Genomic DNA, 15,880 nt, shown 5'->3' on the forward strand with positions numbered 1-15,880 from the left:
TCCGCGCGGCGGTACATCGACCACGGACAATAGCACGGAACGTCCGTTCCGATCACCTTCCGTACGCGTCGAGTCGCTGAAAGGTCAGCGGGCTCCCACCGTCGCGACGGCGAGCAGGTGGCAGCTCGTGCCGATCACCGCCGGGTCGCATTCGAACGCCCGTGCGCAGGCGACCGCCTCGCGGAACAGTGTGGAGTCCTCGCCCGCGCCGAGCGTCTCCAGCATCGGCCAGAGCGGGCCCTCGATGCCGTACAGCGTCGGTGCCGGCAGGCCGGCGGCGGTGAACTCGTCCAGCAACTGCTCGGGGCGGTGGAAGTAGGCGGTGGTGAAGCCGGTGGCCGGATCGTTGACCCCGGTGGCGTACGCGGCCAGGATCGCCGGTCGGGTGGCGTCGTCCACCCGGCCCTGCCGGATCAGGTCGATCATCGGGGTGTTCCGGCTGATGGCGGCGGCGAGCACCGGCCCGCCGGAGCGGGTGACCCGGGCGGCCTCCCGCAGCGCGGTGATCCGCTCGCCCCGCTCGGTCAGGTGGTAGAGCGGCCCGAGCAGCAGCGCGGCGTCCATGCTGACGTCGGCGTACGGCAGGTGCCGGGCGTTACCCGCGCTCGCGCCGGCCACCGGGTGGTCACGCCGGGCCGCCGCCGCGTGCGCTGGCACCAGGTCGACCAGGTGCACCAGGTGGCCGGCGGCGGCCAGCCAGCCGGCGTACGCTCCCGGGCCGCCACCCACGTCGAGCACCGCCGCGGGGGGCGGGGGAAGCAGCCGGGCCAGCAGTTCACGGGTACGCGAGCGCTCCAGCCGCCCCTGCGGTGTGCGGCCCAGCCGGCCAGCCTCGTCGTAGACGTCCGTGTAGTAGCGGCGGATGTCCGGCTCGGCCGGTCGGGGCGGTGTCATCCGTCGATGGTGGAACCCCGGTGCGTCGGCGTCACCCGGATTTCCGCGCCGGTGGCCGCCCCGGCGCCCTTCGCGCATCACGGGTACTGGCTGTCGTCCCACGTCCCGCTAACTCGGTTGCCGCCCGGAGACGGTTGGCTGACGATGACCGCGATGGGCGCGATCAAGATGCATGCCGACGAGATCGAAACCGATGCCGACCTCGTGCGTCGCCTCCTGGCCGGACAGTTCCCGCACTGGGCCGGTCTACCGATCCGCCCGGTCGCGTCGTACGGGACGGATTACGACATCTACCGGCTCGGTCAGCGCCTGGTCGCGCGGCTGCCGCGGATCGGCTGGGCCACCAGGCAAGCGGCAAAGGAGGCGGAGTGGCTGCCGAAGCTCGCGCCGCATCTGCCGCTCGCCCTGCCCGTGCCGGTGGCGATGGGGCGTCCCGCCGAGGGCTACCCCTTCGATTGGTCGGTGTGCGAGTGGCTGCCGGGTGACAACGCGAACGGCACGATCGACGACCTCGACCGGGCCGCGGTCGATCTCGCCTCGTTCGTGGCCGCGCTGCGCGGGGTCGACACCACCGGCGCCTTCCCGCGTCTACCCGGCAGCCGGGGAGCAGCGCTCGCCGAGTTCGACGAGGGCGTCCGACGGTCGGTCGGGCAGCTCGGCGACCGGATCGACGGCGCGGCCACCCTCCGCTCCTGGCAGGAGTCGCTCGACGCCCCGGCGTGGGACGGTCCGGCGGTCTGGGTGCACGGTGATCTGCTGCTGGGCAACCTGCTCGTCGTCGACGGTCGGCTGTCGGCAGTCATCGACTTCGGCGGCCTCAACGTCGGCGATCCCGCCTGTGACCTGCAACCGGCCTGGAACGTGTTCGCCGGCGACAGTCGCGAGCGGTTCCGCGCCGAACTCGACGTCGACGACGCATCGTGGCTGCGAGGCCGTGGGTGGGCGCTCCTCCAGGCCGTGTCGGCGTTGCCCTACTACTGGGAGACCAACCCCGGCATGGTCCGGCAGGCCTCACACGCCCTCACGCAGGTGCTCGGCGACCACCACTGACCCTTCCGCGGTCCCTGGCCGTCGTCAGCTTGGGAATTGGACATGATCGGCCACCACCCAAAATTTTCCGCCGGACAGCCGATCAAACAATTTTGATGTATTCTCCGGTTCATGGCTGCGTCGAGTCAGGCCGCCCCAGCGTTCATGCGGTTGGCCGCCCACCCGCTGCGGTGGCGGCTACTGACCGAACTCGCCGACAGCGACCTGCGGGTCCGCGAGCTGGTCACGCTGATCGGCCAGCCGCAGAACCTGGTCTCCTACCACCTGCGGCTGCTGCGTGACGGCGGCCTGGTCACCGCCACACAGAGCAGCTTCGACGGCCGCGACAGCTACTACCACCTGGATCTGGACCGCTGCGCCCAAGCGCTGGCCGGCACCGGCGCTGCCCTGCACCCGGCCCTACGCCTGGATGGCGCCGCGCTGGCCCCGTCGGTCAACCAGCGGCGGTTGCCCCGCCTCGCCGTGCTGTTCGTATGTACGGGTAACAGCGCCCGCTCACCGACCGCCGAAGCCCTGCTACGCCACCACACCGGCGGACAAGTGGAGGTCAGCAGCGCCGGCAGCCGCCCCAGGCCGCGACTGCATCCCAACAGCGTGCGGGCGCTGCGCGAGCAGTACGGCATCGACATCGCCGGTCAACGCCCCCGCCACCTGGACACCCTTGCCGGCCGCCGGTTCGACTACGTGATCACCCTGTGCGACAAGGCCCGCGAGGACTGCCCCGAGTTCGACGACCACCCTCGCCGCATTCACTGGAGCATCCCTGACCCCGCCTTGGCCGGCGACAGCGACCAGGCCAGCTACCCGGCCTTTGCCCGCACTGCGGCCGACATTGATACCCGCATCCGCCATCTGCTATCCGTACTCGCTATCCGCCCATCCACGAGTCAAGGGGGTTGAGCCATGACGGGACCCGACCAGTACGCCAGCGTCCGTTACCTGGTCGACGACGTCCAGGCAGCCGTCGACTTCTACACCACTCACCTCGGCTTTCAACTGAGGACCAACGCCGGGCCCGCCTTCGCTGACGTGGTCCGCGGCCCGCTGCGGCTGCTGCTGTCTGGGCCCACCAGCTCAGGCGCCCGAGCCACGCCCCAGGGCACCACGACTCCCGGCCGCAACCGCATCCACCTCACCGTCGATGATCTGGATGCCGAGATCGACCGGCACCGGGGCGCTGGACTGTCGTTCCGCAGTGACGTGGTCTCCGGCCCCGGCGGGCGTCAGATCCTGCTGGCCGACCCCGCAGGCAACCTGATCGAACTGTTTCAACCAGCCCGTCAGACCGGCGCCGCGACGGCCACACGCTGACGGTCATGACGGTGGTGCGCCGCGCAGGGCAGGAATTCCACGTCCTTTCTCACGGCCGGGTCAACAACGCCACATGCGCGGCCCGAGGTTCTGGTTGCCGTCGCGGCCACTGGTCAGCGCCTGCCCCACAACCAGCCCGGTGTCGGACACGTCCGCCGCGCGGCTGGTCTGCCCGCTGGGCAGGGCAAGCTCAACGACGGCACCGGCACGCAGCACGGAGCCACCGGCGACGACCCAGCCGGAGGCGTTGACCGCCGTTCCCGGCCCCTCCGTCCCCGATTCGGTCCCTCCTGGTCCTTTGCCCAGCGTGGTCACCTCGCCGGTCCGGAGGTTCCACAGCGCCGTGGACATGGACGGCCACATGCCGCCCGTCGCCCAGTCGCCCCGCGTCGCGTAGGCGGCGCCGGTCTGGCCGGCCGGCAACTCCAGCTTCCGGCCGTTGCCCTGCTGGTCCCAGGCGTACGCCGCAGTGGCGACGCCGTCTCTGTACATTGCGCCGACGATCGTGCCGTCGTCGTTGATGTCGTGGGCGTTGGCCCCGGCGGAAAGCGGCAGCTTGACCGCGGTCGTCGAGCCTGCTTTCCAGAGCAGGACGATGCTGTCCTTGCCCTCCAAGTTTCCGCGCGGCTCCACGTTGATGATGACGTCACCGGCCGCGTTGACAGCCGGGGTCGGGTAGGGGTGCCAGCTCCCCGGTGGGGTGTGCAGCCTCGTGTACGCGCCATTCGCGTAGCGGAAGACGTACTCCTGGCGCTGTGTGTCCTCCACGAGGCCGACCACGATCCCGCTCGCGTTGACGGCGGTCACCTGGACCGACTTGCCGTGCACCGGCAATGCCTGCGGCTGCCCGTCGGTCCACAGGATCGGCCGGAAGTCCTGCCCGACGGTGCTGTTCCCGACGACGTACCTGCCGGTCGGATCCACCGCGTCGGCCGTGGCATCCTTCATCCCGGTCGGCACGGGCAGTTCCGCCGTCTGGCACGGTTCGGCCGGGCCGGCCGAGGCGGTGGCCTCCGCCGAGGCGCTGGCCGGGCCCGCACCCGGCTGCCCCGACGGCTGCGCTCCCGCCCTGGTCAGGATCGACGGCACTGCCAGTAGCATGGCTGTGGCCAGCGCCACGCCCCCGGCCGCTTGTGCCGAGTGGCGGCGAAAGGCGCGCCGGCGCCCGGCGCGGACCAGTACGTCCATCTCGATGCGGCTGGGCGGCACGATGATCGCTTCCAGCCGGTCCCGCAGTTCCTGTTCCTCGTTCATGACTGATCCCTCGCTCCTTGTGCGGTCGTGACCGGATGCCGTGCGTCAAGCGCCCCGCGCAGGGTGGCAAGACCCCGCGAGCACTGGCTTTTGACGTTGCCCACCGAGCACCCGAGGGCTTTCGCCGTCGCCTCGATCGACAGGTCACCAAAGAAACGCAGCACCACGACGGCCCGCTGGCCCTTGGGCAGCGACCGCAATGCCGTCACCAGCGCGTCTCGCTCCTCGACATCGTGGTCGGCAGGTGCGGACAGTTCCGGGACGCGGTCGCCGAGCAGCACCTTCGACCACCCGCGCCGCCGTTCGTCGAGATAGCGCCGCACCATGATTCGGTGCACGTACCCGTCGAGGTTGTCCGCGTCGGCGGCTCGCTTCCAGTTCACGTAGAGCGCCGTGAGCGTCGCCTGCACGATGTCGTCCGCCTGAAATGCGTCGGCGCAGAGCAAGTACGCCGTGCGATGCAGGCGGGGCAACCGCGCCGTCACGTACTCGACGTACTCCCGTTCGAGGTCAGGCCGCATCCTGCTCCCTTTTCCACCCGTGTGACGTTGGGCTCTGGTCGTCTCCATGTCGGAGCCGACCTGGCGAAAGGTTGCATGGCGATCTGCTGCTGCGAGGGTGTCGGGCCGGCAATCGGGAAACTGGTTGGCCGCGCACCATGCGGTCTGGGCGTCGGCTCCGCGCTGATCCGGCTCAGTTGATCGGCAGCACCTTCGGGCCGCCGCCGGCGATCGACCGCGTGAGCTTGCGGCCGCTGGACCAGAAATAGCAGCGCACACCCCGGTCACCGCGAGCCCACAATTCCCGGGACGGCATTCGGTACGCGGTGCCGGTGCGGTACCGCAGGTTACCGTCGACCGGCACCTTGGCGTACCGGGCCACGACCGTGCGGCATCCGGCGTGGACGGTCTGCGCATCCCGCCCGGTCACCTGGTAGGAGCGGTCCGGGGCGGTCCAGATGCCGGCGTACTCGAACTGGTGCGCAACGGTGCAGCCGGCCGGCCGCAGCCGTCCCCATTCGTCCTCGTTCATGCAGCCGTACGTCAGGGGGGAACGGCTGCGCACCGTGTCGCGAAGCGTGCCGGCCCGGTTGATCGCCCGGTCGGAGTCGCCGTTGGCCCCGTCCACCTCGTCCAGCTCGAAGATGTCGCAGCGGTACCAGCGGCTGCCGCCATTCCAACCGGGCGGCGAGGTCGGCGAGACCTGCACCGACAGCCGGGCGTTCCGCCAGTCACCGCCCACGAACTGTCGGGCCCGGGTGTCGCAGTCGGCGAAAGAGGCGCGCATGGCCGCCGATCCCACCTTGGGCGGGATGGGCCGCGCGGCCAGGTCGCCGGTGAAGGTGCCGACGTGGAACGTCTCCACCAGGTGGGTCTTGGCGCAGTCCACCGGCGCGTAGCTGGTGAGGTAGGCGGTCGGCTCGGCGATCACGTGGCACTCGCCGGCCTGCGGGCTGAACTGCTGCGCCGCGGGGATCGGCAGCCAGTCGTCGGTGAGGTCTCCGTCCGTGCCGGCCGGCGTGCCGCAACCCGCCAGCGCCGCCGTGATCAATGCAGCCGTGACCGCCGCCGTGCCCTGGCGTCGCATCTGATTCTCCCGCTGTCCCCTGTGACGACGCGCGCAGCATACGGCAGGCGGACAGCCGCCAGATCGGATTGACGATGAACAGCTACGCCCAGGTCCTGCCGGAGATCGAGCGGGCGGCCGCTGATGCGGCTGCCAAGCACCTTTTCGGGTGATTTGGCGGTACGAATGGCTGTACGGGGGCCATGGTGATCGATTCGACCGGGAGCGACAAGCCGCTGACCTGGGGCAATGGTGGTGCGCCCGGCAGGATTCGAACCTGCGGCCTTGGGATTAGAAGTCCCCTGCTCTATCCGCTGAGCTACGGGCGCGCGGCGTGCGTGTCGCGCCAAGAGGGTACCGCCGTACTCCCGGTCCACGGGGGAACGGGTCCCCGCTCCGGCGCGGTGATCAGCGTCCCACGCCACCGCTGCCCGGTCACCCGGGTTCCGGCCGGGCGCGGCCCGTACCCTCGGCTTCGTGCTGCTGGAACCGGACGCCGAGAACGAGGTCGCCTACGAGCTGTGCCAGCTCCTGGGGCGGGCGATCCTGCCGATCGGCCAGGCTGGCGACGGGGCCGCCGGCACGGCGTTCTTCTTCCAGCACCCGACGGGCGAGTACCTGCTCACCGCCGAGGTCCTGGCCCGCGCCGAGGTGGGGGAGATCGGGCTGCGGCCGAGCGTCACCGAGCCGGCCGGGGTGGCCGCCGACGCGCTGGTCCTGCCGGCCGGGCTGTGGGCGCACCGGCCCGGCGTCGGGGTGGCGGTCATGCCGACCGACGGGCTGCACGAGCGGGCGGCCGGGCAGGGTTGGCGCTGGCGTACCCAACCGGTGCCGGACGTGGTCGCGGCCGGCGCGGACGATATCGCCCGAATCGGCGCGGAGCCGGTCTCCGTCATCGTGCTGGCGCTGGGCGTCCGTGCGGACGGGGCGCGGCCGTTGGAGGTGGCGGTCGAGCGGGCGGTCCGTGCGGGCGGCGGCCTGCGGGTCACCGGCGAGCTGCCCGCCGGGTACGTCGGCGCGCCCGTCTTCGGGGTGCGGGCCGACCCGGCGGGGGAGGTCGAGCTGCGCTGCCTGGGCCTGGTGCTGCCCGGCGAGGGCGGCCACCCGGTGGCCACCTTCGACCGGATCATCGCCGAGCTGTCGCCCGGCGACTGAGCACCGCTCAGCCGGCCTGCGGCGCTCCCGCCGGTTCCGTGTCCCCGGCCGGCTCCCGGCTGCCCGGGACCGCAGCGGCGCGGGACCCGGTCGCGCCGGGGCCCGCCGGGTCCGTCGCGTCGGGGCCGGCGTCCGTCGGGCCCGCGCCGAGGAACGCCTCGGCCCACCGCCCGACCTCGGCGAAGACCTGCTCGCGTACGGCGGGGCCGGAGAGCGTCAGGTCGTGCAGGCCGCCGTCGAAGCGGGCCAGGGTCACGTGCCGGCCGAGCCGGGGCGCCCAGCGGACCATGTGCTCGACGTCGAGGACGGCGTCGGCCAGGGCCGCCGAGTCGTGCCAGCTGGTGCCCTTGAAGCTGCGGGTCGAGCAGGCCAGCAGCACGGGCACCGGGATCTCCAGCCCGGCGCGCAGCTGCCGCTGGGCGGTGCGGATCGCGTTCAGCCAGCCGGCCCGGACGGGGAACCCGGCGAGCGGTTTCCAGGCCAGGTCGTACGTCCACTCGCCGCGGTGCTCGGCGTGCAGGCTCTCGCCGTACACGGTGCCCAGGCCGAAGGGGAGGACCCGGTGTGGCGCGCTGCGGCCCAGCCGGGAGACGGCGGCCGCGAGGGGGCGACGGACCAGCCAGGGGGCGTTGATGTCGAAGAACGGACTGTTGAGGAAGAGCCCGTCGACCAGGCCGGCGTCGCGTCGGGCGTGCGCCCAGAGCGAGATGATCAGGCCGCCGGTGGAGTGGCCCATGGCGAGCAGGGTGTCGTGGCCGTCGTCCTCGCGAATGATCTTGGCGGCGGCGTCCAGCTCGGGGAAGTAGTCGCCGAGGTCGCGGCAGAAGTTCGGGGTCTGGTGCGGCAGCAGGCTGCGACCGTACTTGCGCAGGTCGAGGGCGTAGAAGTCCCAGCCGCGCTCGGCGAAGAAGTCGGCGACGTGGGTCTGGAAGAAGTAGTCGACGAAGCCGTGCACGTAGAGCACGGCCCGCCCGGTGGGGCGCTCGGCGCGCCGCCGGACCAGGGTGGCGACCACCGGTCCCTCGTCGTCGGTGCCCAGGTCGATCGTCTGCCGCTCGTACGGCGGCCCCAGCACGTCCGGTTCCACGAAGGCGACGGTACGCCCGGAAGCTACCGGGCGGTAGCCCCCGACGCCGTCCCCGCCCGGTCGCACCGGTCGGACGGGGACGGCCGAGGTGCCGCTCAGGCCGTCTCGGCGTCGACCCGGGTGAGGTCGGCGTCGGCGTCGGCCACCTGGTCGGGGCCCGGCTGGCCCATCTCCCGGACGTGCTTGTTGTGCCGGGGCTCCTGCCGGGTCTTGGCGTCGTTGAGCCGCCGGCGCAGGTCGTCGCGGGCGTCGTTGAGCGCCGCGCGCAGGTCCTCCTCGCCGGAGGTGGTGACGATCTTCTGCCGGCCGGCGATCCAGCACTCCAGCGTGACCTTCTGCCCGCGCGCCTGGCGGTCCTTGACCGACACCTCCAGCTCGGTGGCGTCGGCGTGGAACGTGGCCAGCCGCGCGTTCAGGGTCGCGAACTGCTCCACGATCCAGTTTCGGTCACCCTGGGAGAAGCCGGCCCCGACGCGCAGGCACTCGGCGACGGTCGCCGGGTTGGTCACCGCGCTCATCGCCGCACCTCCCGCTCGGAGCGGACGGAGCCGGTGGTACGCGGGCTGAGCATCATCGTCACTGACCTCTTTCGTCGGACCTCGTGCCGTGTGATGGCTCTCGGTTGATCAAATCCATACCCGGTCGGGGCCGTTCCCACGCCGGGTGACCCCGCTTCCGATCCTGGTCGCCCCCGGTGCGGCCACCCAGGGCCGCTCGGCCCTAGCAGACCGGGACCTTGATCAGGTCTTTGTCCACAGGTGGCCCCGTCGTCCACAGGCCGGTCCCGTCCGCTCGCGGCGCGGCGCCCACCCGGCCAGGCTCGGCACCGAGTCGACTCGCCACGGCAGGCCCTGGAACCCCTGGGAGGGGACGATGTTCGATACCTACGTCACGATCGTCGGCAACGTGCTGACGGCCCCCGAGTGGCGCCGTACCACGCAGAGCAACACCCTGGTCGCCAACTTCAAGGTCGCCTCGACCGCCCGCCGGCTCGACCGGGACAGCGGCCGGTGGGTGGACGGCAACAGCCTCCGCGTCCGGGTCAACTGCTGGCGCAAGCTGGCCGAGGGGGTGGCCGCCTCGGTGATGGTCGGCGACCCGGTGGTGGTCGTCGGCCGCCTCTACACCCGGGACTGGACCGACGACGCGGGCAACCACCGCACCCTCTACGAGCTGGAGGCGGTCGCCGTCGGGCACGACCTGTCCCGGGGGCGGGCCCGGTTCCTGCGCAACAAGCCGACCATGGCCACCAGCACCGTCGAGGACGCCGAGGCGGCCACCCGGGTGCAGGGCGAGCCGACCGAGCCGGTGCCGCACGAGCAGGCGCCGGCCGCACCGGACGACCGGCCGTTCGACGAGGACTTCGAGTTCTCCGGGTTCGCCGTGCCCCGCGCCGGCCACGAGGTGCCCGGTGCCGGCTTCGAGGGGCTGACCGACCCGTTCGACGAGGAGGCCGACGACGACGAGCCGGCCTCCGGCGACGAGTTGGCCCCGGTGCCGGGGGACGGCGGGGATGCCGCCGGGGACGGCGAGCTGGACGCCGCGCCGGAGGAGACCGCCGGCGCGTCGACCGGGCGGGCTCGACGCGGTCGTGGCCGGGTGCCGGTGCCGGCCTGATCCGGCGGGCCGGAGCCGGTGAACTGCGGGGGTGGACCGGGCTCCGGCCCGACGGGGCGTGCGGACGGGGGCGGGGTGGCGACGGCGACGTCGGTCACCCCGCCGTACGGCTAGGCTGGCCGGCCGGAGGTGGTGCGAGGTGCGTCAGGCGACCGCTGTGGCGAACGCGGCAGGGCTGGTGGCGGGGTACGCCCTGGACGCCCTGCTCGGCGACCCGCGCCGCGGGCACCCGGTGGCCGGCTTCGGCCGCGCGGCCGGTGCCCTCGAACGGCGGGTCTACCGCCCCGACCGTACCGCCGGAGCGGTCTTCACCACGCTCGCCGTCGGCGCGCCGGTGCTGCTCGGCGCCGCCGCCACCGTGGCGACCCGGCGTCACCCGGTGCTGCGCGGTCTGCTCGTGGCGGCCGGCACCTGGACGGTGCTGGGCGGGCGCACGCTGCGGCACGAGGCCGGCGTGATGGGGTCCGCCCTGCGCGGCGGCGACCTGCCGGCGGCCCGACGTCGCCTGGGGCACCTCTGCGGGCGGGACCCGTCCGCCCTCGACGAGTCCGAGCTGGCCCGGGCCACCGTCGAGTCGGTGGCCGAGAACACCTCCGACGCGGTGGTCGCCCCGCTGGTCTGGGGAGCGGTCGCCGGGCTGCCCGGCCTGCTCGGCTACCGCGCGGCCAACACGCTCGACGCCATGGTCGGCCACCGCTCGCCGCGCTACGCCCGCTTCGGCACTCCGTCGGCCCGCCTCGACGACGTGCTCAACCTCGTCCCGGCGCGGCTGACCGGGCTGCTCACCATCGCCGTCGCGCCGACCGCCGACGGCGACCGGGCCCGCGCCTGGCACGTCTGGCGGCGCGACCGCGACGACCATCCCAGCCCGAACGCCGGCCAGTGCGAGGCGGCGATGGCCGGTGCCCTCGGCGTCCGGCTCGGCGGGCGCAACGTGTACTTCGGGCGCTCCGAGGTCCGGCCGTTCCTCGGCGACGGCCCCCGCCCCGAGGCGCGGCACCTCAGGCGGGCCGCCCGGATCTCCGGCGCCGTCGGCCTCGCCGCGCTCGCGATCGCCGCGGCGTACCCGCTGACCGTGGGCTTGCTGGTCGACGCCGCCGGTCGGCGCGCGCTGCGCGGCCGGCGTCCACGGCTGGTCCCGGCAGGGAACGCGCTGCCGGCCCGCGCGGCGGCTGCCGTCCGGCTCGCGGGGCCGCGCGCGGTCGACGCCGCGGCGGGCCGGGGGTGGGGACGGTGAGCGGCGGGCTGCTGGTCGCGGGCACCACCTCCGACGCCGGCAAGAGCGTGCTCACCGCCGGCATCTGCCGGTGGCTGCACCGCCGAGGGGTCGCGGTGGCGCCGTTCAAGGCGCAGAACATGTCCAACAACTCCGCGGTGGTCGTCGGCCCCGACGGCCGGGGCGGGGAGATCGGCCGCGCCCAGGCGATGCAGGCCGCGGCCTGCGGGCTCGCCCCCGACCTGCGGTTCAACCCGGTGCTGCTCAAGCCGGGCAGCGACCTGGCCAGCCAGGTGGTGCTGCTCGGCGAGGCCGTCGACACCGTCACCGCCGGCAACTTCCGGCAGCTGCGGCCGAAGCTCGCCGAGACCGCGTACGCGGCCCTGGCCGAGCTGCGCGAGGCGTACGACGTGGTGATCTGCGAGGGCGCCGGCAGCCCGGCCGAGATCAACCTGCGGTCCGGCGACTACGTGAACATGGGGCTGGCCCGGCGCGCCGGCCTGCCCACCATCGTCGTCGGCGACATCGACCGGGGCGGGGTGTTCGCCTCGATGTTCGGCACCCTCGCCCTGCTCGACCCGGCCGACCAGGCGCTGATCGCCGGCTTCGTGATCAACAAGTTCCGGGGCGACCCGGGGCTGCTCCAGCCCGGGCTGGACATGCTGCGCGGAGTCACCGGCCGCCCGACGTACGGGGTGCTGCCCTGGCACCTCGACCTCTGGCTCGACGCCGAGGACTCCCTCGCGTACGGCCGGGTGCTCGGCCGGCCGGCCGCGCCGCGCGGCACCGACTGGCTGGACGTCGCCGTCGTGCGGCTGCCCCGGATCAGCAACGCCACCGACGTCGAGGCGCTCGCCACCGAGCCCGGCGTCCGGGTCCGGCTGACCGTCGAGCCCGCCGAACTGGCCGCCGCCGACCTGGTCGTCCTGCCCGGCTCCAAGTCCACCGTCGCCGACCTGGCCTGGCTGCGCGAGACCGGCCTGGCCGACGCCGTCGCCGCGCACGCCGCCGCCGGCCGGCCGCTGCTCGGCATCTGCGGCGGCTTCCAGATGCTCGCCCGGGCCATCCACGACCCGGTGGAGAGTCGCCGGGGCAGCGTCCCCGGGCTGGGCCTGCTGCCCGTGGAGATCACCTTCGACCGGCGCAAGACCGTCCGGCAGGCCGTCGGCACCGCGCCCGGAGGCGTCCCGGTGCGCGGCTACGAGATCCACCACGGGTACGTCTCGACCGCCGACCCGACGCTGCCCCCGCTGCTGACCTACGCCGACGGCGGCGGCGAGGGCGCGCGGCTCGGCGCGGTGTACGGCACCCACTGGCACGGCGCGTTCGAATCCGACGAGTTCCGCCGCCGCTTCCTGACCGAGGTGGCCCGGACGGCCGGGCGGCACGGCTTCCGGGTGGCGCCGGACACCGCCTTCGCCGCCGCCCGCGAGCGCTCCCTCGACCTGCTCGGGGACCTGGTCTCCGAACACCTCGACACCGACGCGCTCTGGCGGCTGGTCGAGGCCGGCCCGCCGGCCGACCTGCCGTTCATTCCGCCCGGCGCCCCGGCGACGATCTGACCGGCGCCGACATGCAAGGGTCACGCGGGCTACCTCGGGACCGCGAGGAGGTGGGCCGGTGGTCGCCGGGCCGGCGGCAGTGGGCGTCGCGCGGCGGACCAGCGCCGTCAGGGGCGCACGTCGGCGGGCTCGTCGGAGAGTGGCAGTCCCGCCTCCCGCCACGACTGCACCCCGCCGATCAGGTCGGTCGCGTTGCGCAGCCCCAGCGCCTGCAGGCTCGCCGCCGCCAGGCTGGAGCCGTCGCCGTCCCAGCACACCACGACGATCTCCCGGTCGTAGCCGGTCGCCTCGGGGATGCGCCACTCGCTCGCCGGGTCCAGCCGCCACTCCAGCACCGTCCGCTCGATGACGATCGCGCCGGGCAACTCACCCTGCTCGCGGCGCTGCCGCTCGGTGCGGGTGTCGACCAGCAGGGCCCCGGCCCGCACCGCCTCGACCGTCTCCTGCGGACCCAGCCGGCGCAGCCCCGCGCGGGCCTGTTCCAGCAGGGCGTTCACGCCCGGACTCATCACGTCATGCAGCACATCCAGATCATGCCGGTCACCGGGAGTGGCCGCCCGGCGAACGGCGGGGCGCAGGACGGAACCAGGCTCACGGGGGACAACACCCCGACCGCCGGCGCGACCAGGGCGGCGGCGGCCGGTTCGGGCGTCGGGTCCGGGCGGGCGGCGGCGTCGACCGGGTGGCAGGGGACCGGGAGGACGCCGGTGGGGGATCCGGTCGGGCGCTAGCGTCGGTCGGGTGACGGGGGATCGGGAGGACATCGGCGAAGGGTCCGGCCGGCCGCGGGTGGCGGTGGTCGAGGCGTACGCGGCGCTGGCCCGGCGGGTGCTGGCCCGGCCGGCGCGGCTGGGGCGTACCCGACTGGTGGCCGTCGACGGGCCGAGCGGCGCGGGCAAGAGCGTCTTCGCCGCGCGCCTCGCGGACGCCTTCGCCGCGCTGCCCGGCGGCGACCGGCCACCGGTGGTGAACACCGACGACCTGCTCGACGGGTGGGACGACCAGTTCACCTTCTGGTCCCGGCTGGAAGAGCGGGTGCTGGCGCCGCTGCGGGCCGGGCGACCCGGGGCGTACCACCGCTACAGCTGGGTGCGGCGCGGCTTCCTGCCCCGGGCGGTGCCGGTGCCGGTCGCGCCGGTGCTGCTGGTGGAGGGGGTGAGCGCGGCGCGGGCGGCGATCCGGCCCGAGCTGAGCCTCGCGGTCTTCGTCACCGCCCCGGCGCCGCTGCGGCGGTCCCGGGCGCTGGACCGGGACGGGCCGCAGATCCTGCCGGAGCTGGGCCGCTGGCACGCCGGGGAGCGCGCGCACTTCGCCACCGACCGCACCGCCGCGTTCGCGGACCTGGTGGTCGACGGTGCGCCGGCGCTGCCGCACGACGCCCGGCGCTACTACGTGCGCGCCCCGGCGAGCTGCGGCGACGCGGCCTCGGAGGGTGCGCCGGGGTAAGGCCGGCATACGATGCCGGTCATGACCACTCCGATCATGTCCGAGTCCGAGGTGCGGGCCGCCGTCGAGCGTGAACTGCCCGGTGTCCGCGCCGACCTGGAACGCCTCGTCCGCATCCCCGGCATCGCCTTCGAGGGCTTCGACCACTCGCACGTGGAGCGCTCCGCCGAGGCGGTCGCGGAGCTGCTGCGCGGCTGCGGCCTCGACACCCGGATCGTGCGCTCCGGCGGCCAGCCGGCGGTGATCGGGACGAAGCCGGCGCCGCCCGGCGCGCCCACCGTCCTGATGTACGCCCACCACGACGTGCAGCCGGTCGGCGACCTGTCGCGGTGGGAGTCCGACCCGTTCGAGCCGGTCGAGCGGGACGGCCGCCTCTACGGCCGGGGCGCCGCCGACGACAAGGCCGGCATCATGGCGCACGTCGCGGCCCTGCGCGCCTTCGGCGACCGGCTCCCGGTCGGCGTCGTCCTCTTCATCGAGGGCGAGGAGGAGTACGGCTCCGACTCGTTGGAGCGGCTGCTCGCCGAGCACCGCGACGAGATCGCCTCCGACGTGATCGTGATCGCCGACTCCACCAACTGGGACGTCGGCGTGCCGGCGCTGACCACCTCGCTGCGCGGCATCGTCAACTGCTTCGTCGAGGTGCGCACCCTCGACCACGCGGTGCACAGCGGCATGTTCGGCGGCGCGGTGCCCGACGCGTTGACCGCGCTGGTCCGGCTGCTGGCCACCCTGCACGACGACGCCGGCGACGTGGCCGTCGAGGGCCTGATCGGCCGGGAGGGCGCCAGCGTCGACTACCCGGAGGGCCGGTTCCGTGCCGAGGCCGGGCTGGTCGAGGGCGCCGCGCTCTTCGGCACCGGCCGGATCACCGACCGGCTCTGGACCAAGCCCGCCCTGGCGGTGCTCGGTGTCGACGCCCCGGCCACCGGCGAGGCGCCGAACGCGCTGGTCCCGTCGGCCAAGGCCAAGCTGAGCCTACGGCTGGCGCCGGGCGACGACCCGAAGCGGGCGTACGACGCGCTCCGCACCCACCTCGAGAAGCGCGCCCCGTGGGGCGCCCAGGTGACGGTCAGCTTCGAGCACGACGGCGACCCCTGCGTCATCGACGCCTCCGGGCCGATGTTCGACGCCGCCCGGGCCGCCTTCCGTACCGCCTGGGACGGCAGCGACCCGGTGGACATCGGCGTCGGCGGCTCCATCCCGTTCATCGCCACCTTCCAGGAGATGTTCCCGCGGGCGGCGATCCTGGTCACCGGCGTGGAGGACCCGCACGCGCGGGCGCACGGCCCGAACGAGAGCCTGCACCTCGGCGAGTTCGCCCGGGTCTGCCTGGCCGAGGCGCTGCTGCTGGCCGGCGTCGCCGAGGCGGGGCGCCAGGACGGCTAGGTGTCGGAGCCGTAACTTCGGGGCCGATGTCGGAGTTTGCGGTGTGTCGGGCGCAGGGCTGTTATAGCCTTTCGAACATGCGTACGAACGACGTGATGTCGCGGCTCGAAGCCGCCGTGAGTGCTCTGGGGGACCTCGACGTCTCCGCGTGGCCCGAGGACACGCTCAAGGAACAGCTCGGCGAGCTCTCCGCCGCGCTGGTCGCCCTCGACGGGGTCCTGTCCCGGGTCGCCGACGAGGTGCGCGCCCGGGGGCTGCGCATCGAGGAGCCCGTCTCCGCCTGACCGGCGCCGCCCATCAGGACGGCCCGGGCACGGCAATGTCCGGGTGGTG

The 15,880-nt window shown here is 73.8% G+C and carries 16 protein-coding genes, 1 tRNA gene and 1 pseudogene; 10 read left to right on the plus strand and 8 right to left on the minus strand.

From position 1 onward, the window contains the following. Positions 1-84 precede the first annotated feature (84 nt). Positions 85-894 carry a class I SAM-dependent methyltransferase gene (locus tag AB0I41_RS07390; protein WP_357102951.1) on the minus strand — a complete coding sequence of 270 codons (810 nt, stop codon included), beginning with the start codon at positions 892-894 and terminating at the stop codon, positions 85-87. 153 nt (positions 895-1,047) lie between these two features. Here AB0I41_RS07390 and AB0I41_RS07395 point away from each other — a divergent pair, with 153 nt between their 5' ends. From AB0I41_RS07395 to AB0I41_RS07405, 3 genes are all read left to right on the plus strand, one after another. Continuing rightward, the gene (locus AB0I41_RS07395; protein ID WP_357102953.1) at positions 1,048-1,944 is read left to right on the plus strand and encodes an aminoglycoside phosphotransferase family protein; all 897 of its coding nucleotides are present in this window, start codon (positions 1,048-1,050) and stop codon (positions 1,942-1,944) included. Between the two features lie 111 nt (positions 1,945-2,055). Continuing rightward, complete coding sequence (locus tag AB0I41_RS07400) at positions 2,056-2,844, plus strand: ArsR family transcriptional regulator (protein ID WP_357102956.1); 789 nt, start codon at positions 2,056-2,058, stop codon at positions 2,842-2,844. 3 nt (positions 2,845-2,847) lie between these two features. Further along, positions 2,848-3,255: a VOC family protein gene (locus AB0I41_RS07405; RefSeq protein WP_357102958.1), complete on the plus strand. Its 408-nt coding sequence runs from the start codon at positions 2,848-2,850 to the stop codon at positions 3,253-3,255. A gap of 60 nt (positions 3,256-3,315) precedes the next feature. Here the strand turns inward: AB0I41_RS07405 and AB0I41_RS07410 are convergent, their stop codons facing one another. From AB0I41_RS07410 to AB0I41_RS07425, 4 genes are all read right to left on the minus strand, one after another. After that, positions 3,316-4,509 carry a hypothetical protein gene (locus AB0I41_RS07410; RefSeq protein WP_357102961.1) on the minus strand — a complete coding sequence of 398 codons (1,194 nt, stop codon included), beginning with the start codon at positions 4,507-4,509 and terminating at the stop codon, positions 3,316-3,318. Continuing rightward, on the minus strand, positions 4,506-5,030 hold the full coding sequence (locus tag AB0I41_RS07415; protein ID WP_357102963.1) for a SigE family RNA polymerase sigma factor: 525 nt from the start codon (positions 5,028-5,030) through the stop codon (positions 4,506-4,508). The genes AB0I41_RS07410 and AB0I41_RS07415 overlap by 4 nt, the downstream gene beginning before the upstream one ends. Before the next feature lie 172 nt (positions 5,031-5,202). Continuing rightward, the gene (locus AB0I41_RS07420; protein ID WP_357102965.1) at positions 5,203-6,096 is read right to left on the minus strand and encodes a septum formation family protein; all 894 of its coding nucleotides are present in this window, start codon (positions 6,094-6,096) and stop codon (positions 5,203-5,205) included. A 232-nt stretch (positions 6,097-6,328) separates the two neighbouring features. Beyond that, a tRNA-Arg gene (locus AB0I41_RS07425) sits at positions 6,329-6,404 on the minus strand. A 148-nt stretch (positions 6,405-6,552) separates the two neighbouring features. On the opposite strand from AB0I41_RS07425, the gene AB0I41_RS07430 reads away from it, so the two are divergent. Next, positions 6,553-7,230, plus strand: a complete 678-nt coding sequence (locus AB0I41_RS07430) for a hypothetical protein (RefSeq protein WP_357102968.1) — start codon at positions 6,553-6,555, stop codon at positions 7,228-7,230. A gap of 7 nt (positions 7,231-7,237) precedes the next feature. Here AB0I41_RS07430 and AB0I41_RS07435 read toward each other — a convergent pair whose 3' ends face one another. Both AB0I41_RS07435 and AB0I41_RS07440 read right to left on the minus strand, forming a co-directional pair. Then, positions 7,238-8,317, minus strand: coding sequence for an alpha/beta hydrolase (locus AB0I41_RS07435; protein ID WP_357102971.1), 1,080 nt, complete (start codon positions 8,315-8,317; stop codon positions 7,238-7,240). Between the two features lie 95 nt (positions 8,318-8,412). Then, the gene (locus AB0I41_RS07440; RefSeq protein WP_357102974.1) at positions 8,413-8,835 is read right to left on the minus strand and encodes an HPF/RaiA family ribosome-associated protein; all 423 of its coding nucleotides are present in this window, start codon (positions 8,833-8,835) and stop codon (positions 8,413-8,415) included. A gap of 355 nt (positions 8,836-9,190) precedes the next feature. Between AB0I41_RS07440 and ssb the strand changes: the two genes are divergently transcribed. The 3 genes from ssb to AB0I41_RS07455 all read left to right on the plus strand — a co-directional run bounded on the left by ssb (position 9,191) and on the right by AB0I41_RS07455 (position 12,712). Beyond that, positions 9,191-9,934, plus strand: coding sequence for a single-stranded DNA-binding protein (gene ssb / locus AB0I41_RS07445; RefSeq protein ID WP_357102976.1), 744 nt, complete (start codon positions 9,191-9,193; stop codon positions 9,932-9,934). Positions 9,935-10,073: 139 nt separating this feature from the next. Then, positions 10,074-11,171 (plus strand): cobalamin biosynthesis protein, encoded by a 1,098-nt coding sequence (locus AB0I41_RS07450; protein ID WP_357102979.1) that lies wholly within the window; start codon positions 10,074-10,076, stop codon positions 11,169-11,171. Further along, positions 11,168-12,712 carry a cobyric acid synthase gene (locus AB0I41_RS07455; RefSeq protein ID WP_357102982.1) on the plus strand — a complete coding sequence of 515 codons (1,545 nt, stop codon included), beginning with the start codon at positions 11,168-11,170 and terminating at the stop codon, positions 12,710-12,712. The genes AB0I41_RS07450 and AB0I41_RS07455 overlap by 4 nt, the downstream gene beginning before the upstream one ends. Before the next feature lie 107 nt (positions 12,713-12,819). Here the strand turns inward: AB0I41_RS07455 and AB0I41_RS07460 are convergent, their stop codons facing one another. Further along, entirely contained in the window at positions 12,820-13,221 is a 402-nt protein-coding gene (locus AB0I41_RS07460) for a rhodanese-like domain-containing protein (protein ID WP_357103155.1), read from the minus strand. A 280-nt stretch (positions 13,222-13,501) separates the two neighbouring features. Between AB0I41_RS07460 and AB0I41_RS07465 the strand changes: the two are divergent. From AB0I41_RS07465 to AB0I41_RS07475, 3 genes and pseudogenes are all read left to right on the plus strand, one after another. Further along, positions 13,502-14,232, plus strand: a pseudogene (locus tag AB0I41_RS07465) (hypothetical protein); the annotation flags it as partial. Beyond that, positions 14,195-15,547 carry a dipeptidase gene (locus tag AB0I41_RS07470; RefSeq protein ID WP_357103158.1) on the plus strand — a complete coding sequence of 451 codons (1,353 nt, stop codon included), beginning with the start codon at positions 14,195-14,197 and terminating at the stop codon, positions 15,545-15,547. The pseudogene AB0I41_RS07465 and the gene AB0I41_RS07470, both read left to right, overlap by 38 nt. Before the next feature lie 77 nt (positions 15,548-15,624). Further along, positions 15,625-15,831 carry a hypothetical protein gene (locus AB0I41_RS07475; RefSeq protein WP_357102984.1) on the plus strand — a complete coding sequence of 69 codons (207 nt, stop codon included), beginning with the start codon at positions 15,625-15,627 and terminating at the stop codon, positions 15,829-15,831. Positions 15,832-15,880 lie beyond the last annotated feature (49 nt).

Source organism: Micromonospora sp. NPDC050200, from assembly GCF_040656135.1.
GTDB lineage: Bacteria > Actinomycetota > Actinomycetes > Mycobacteriales > Micromonosporaceae > Micromonospora.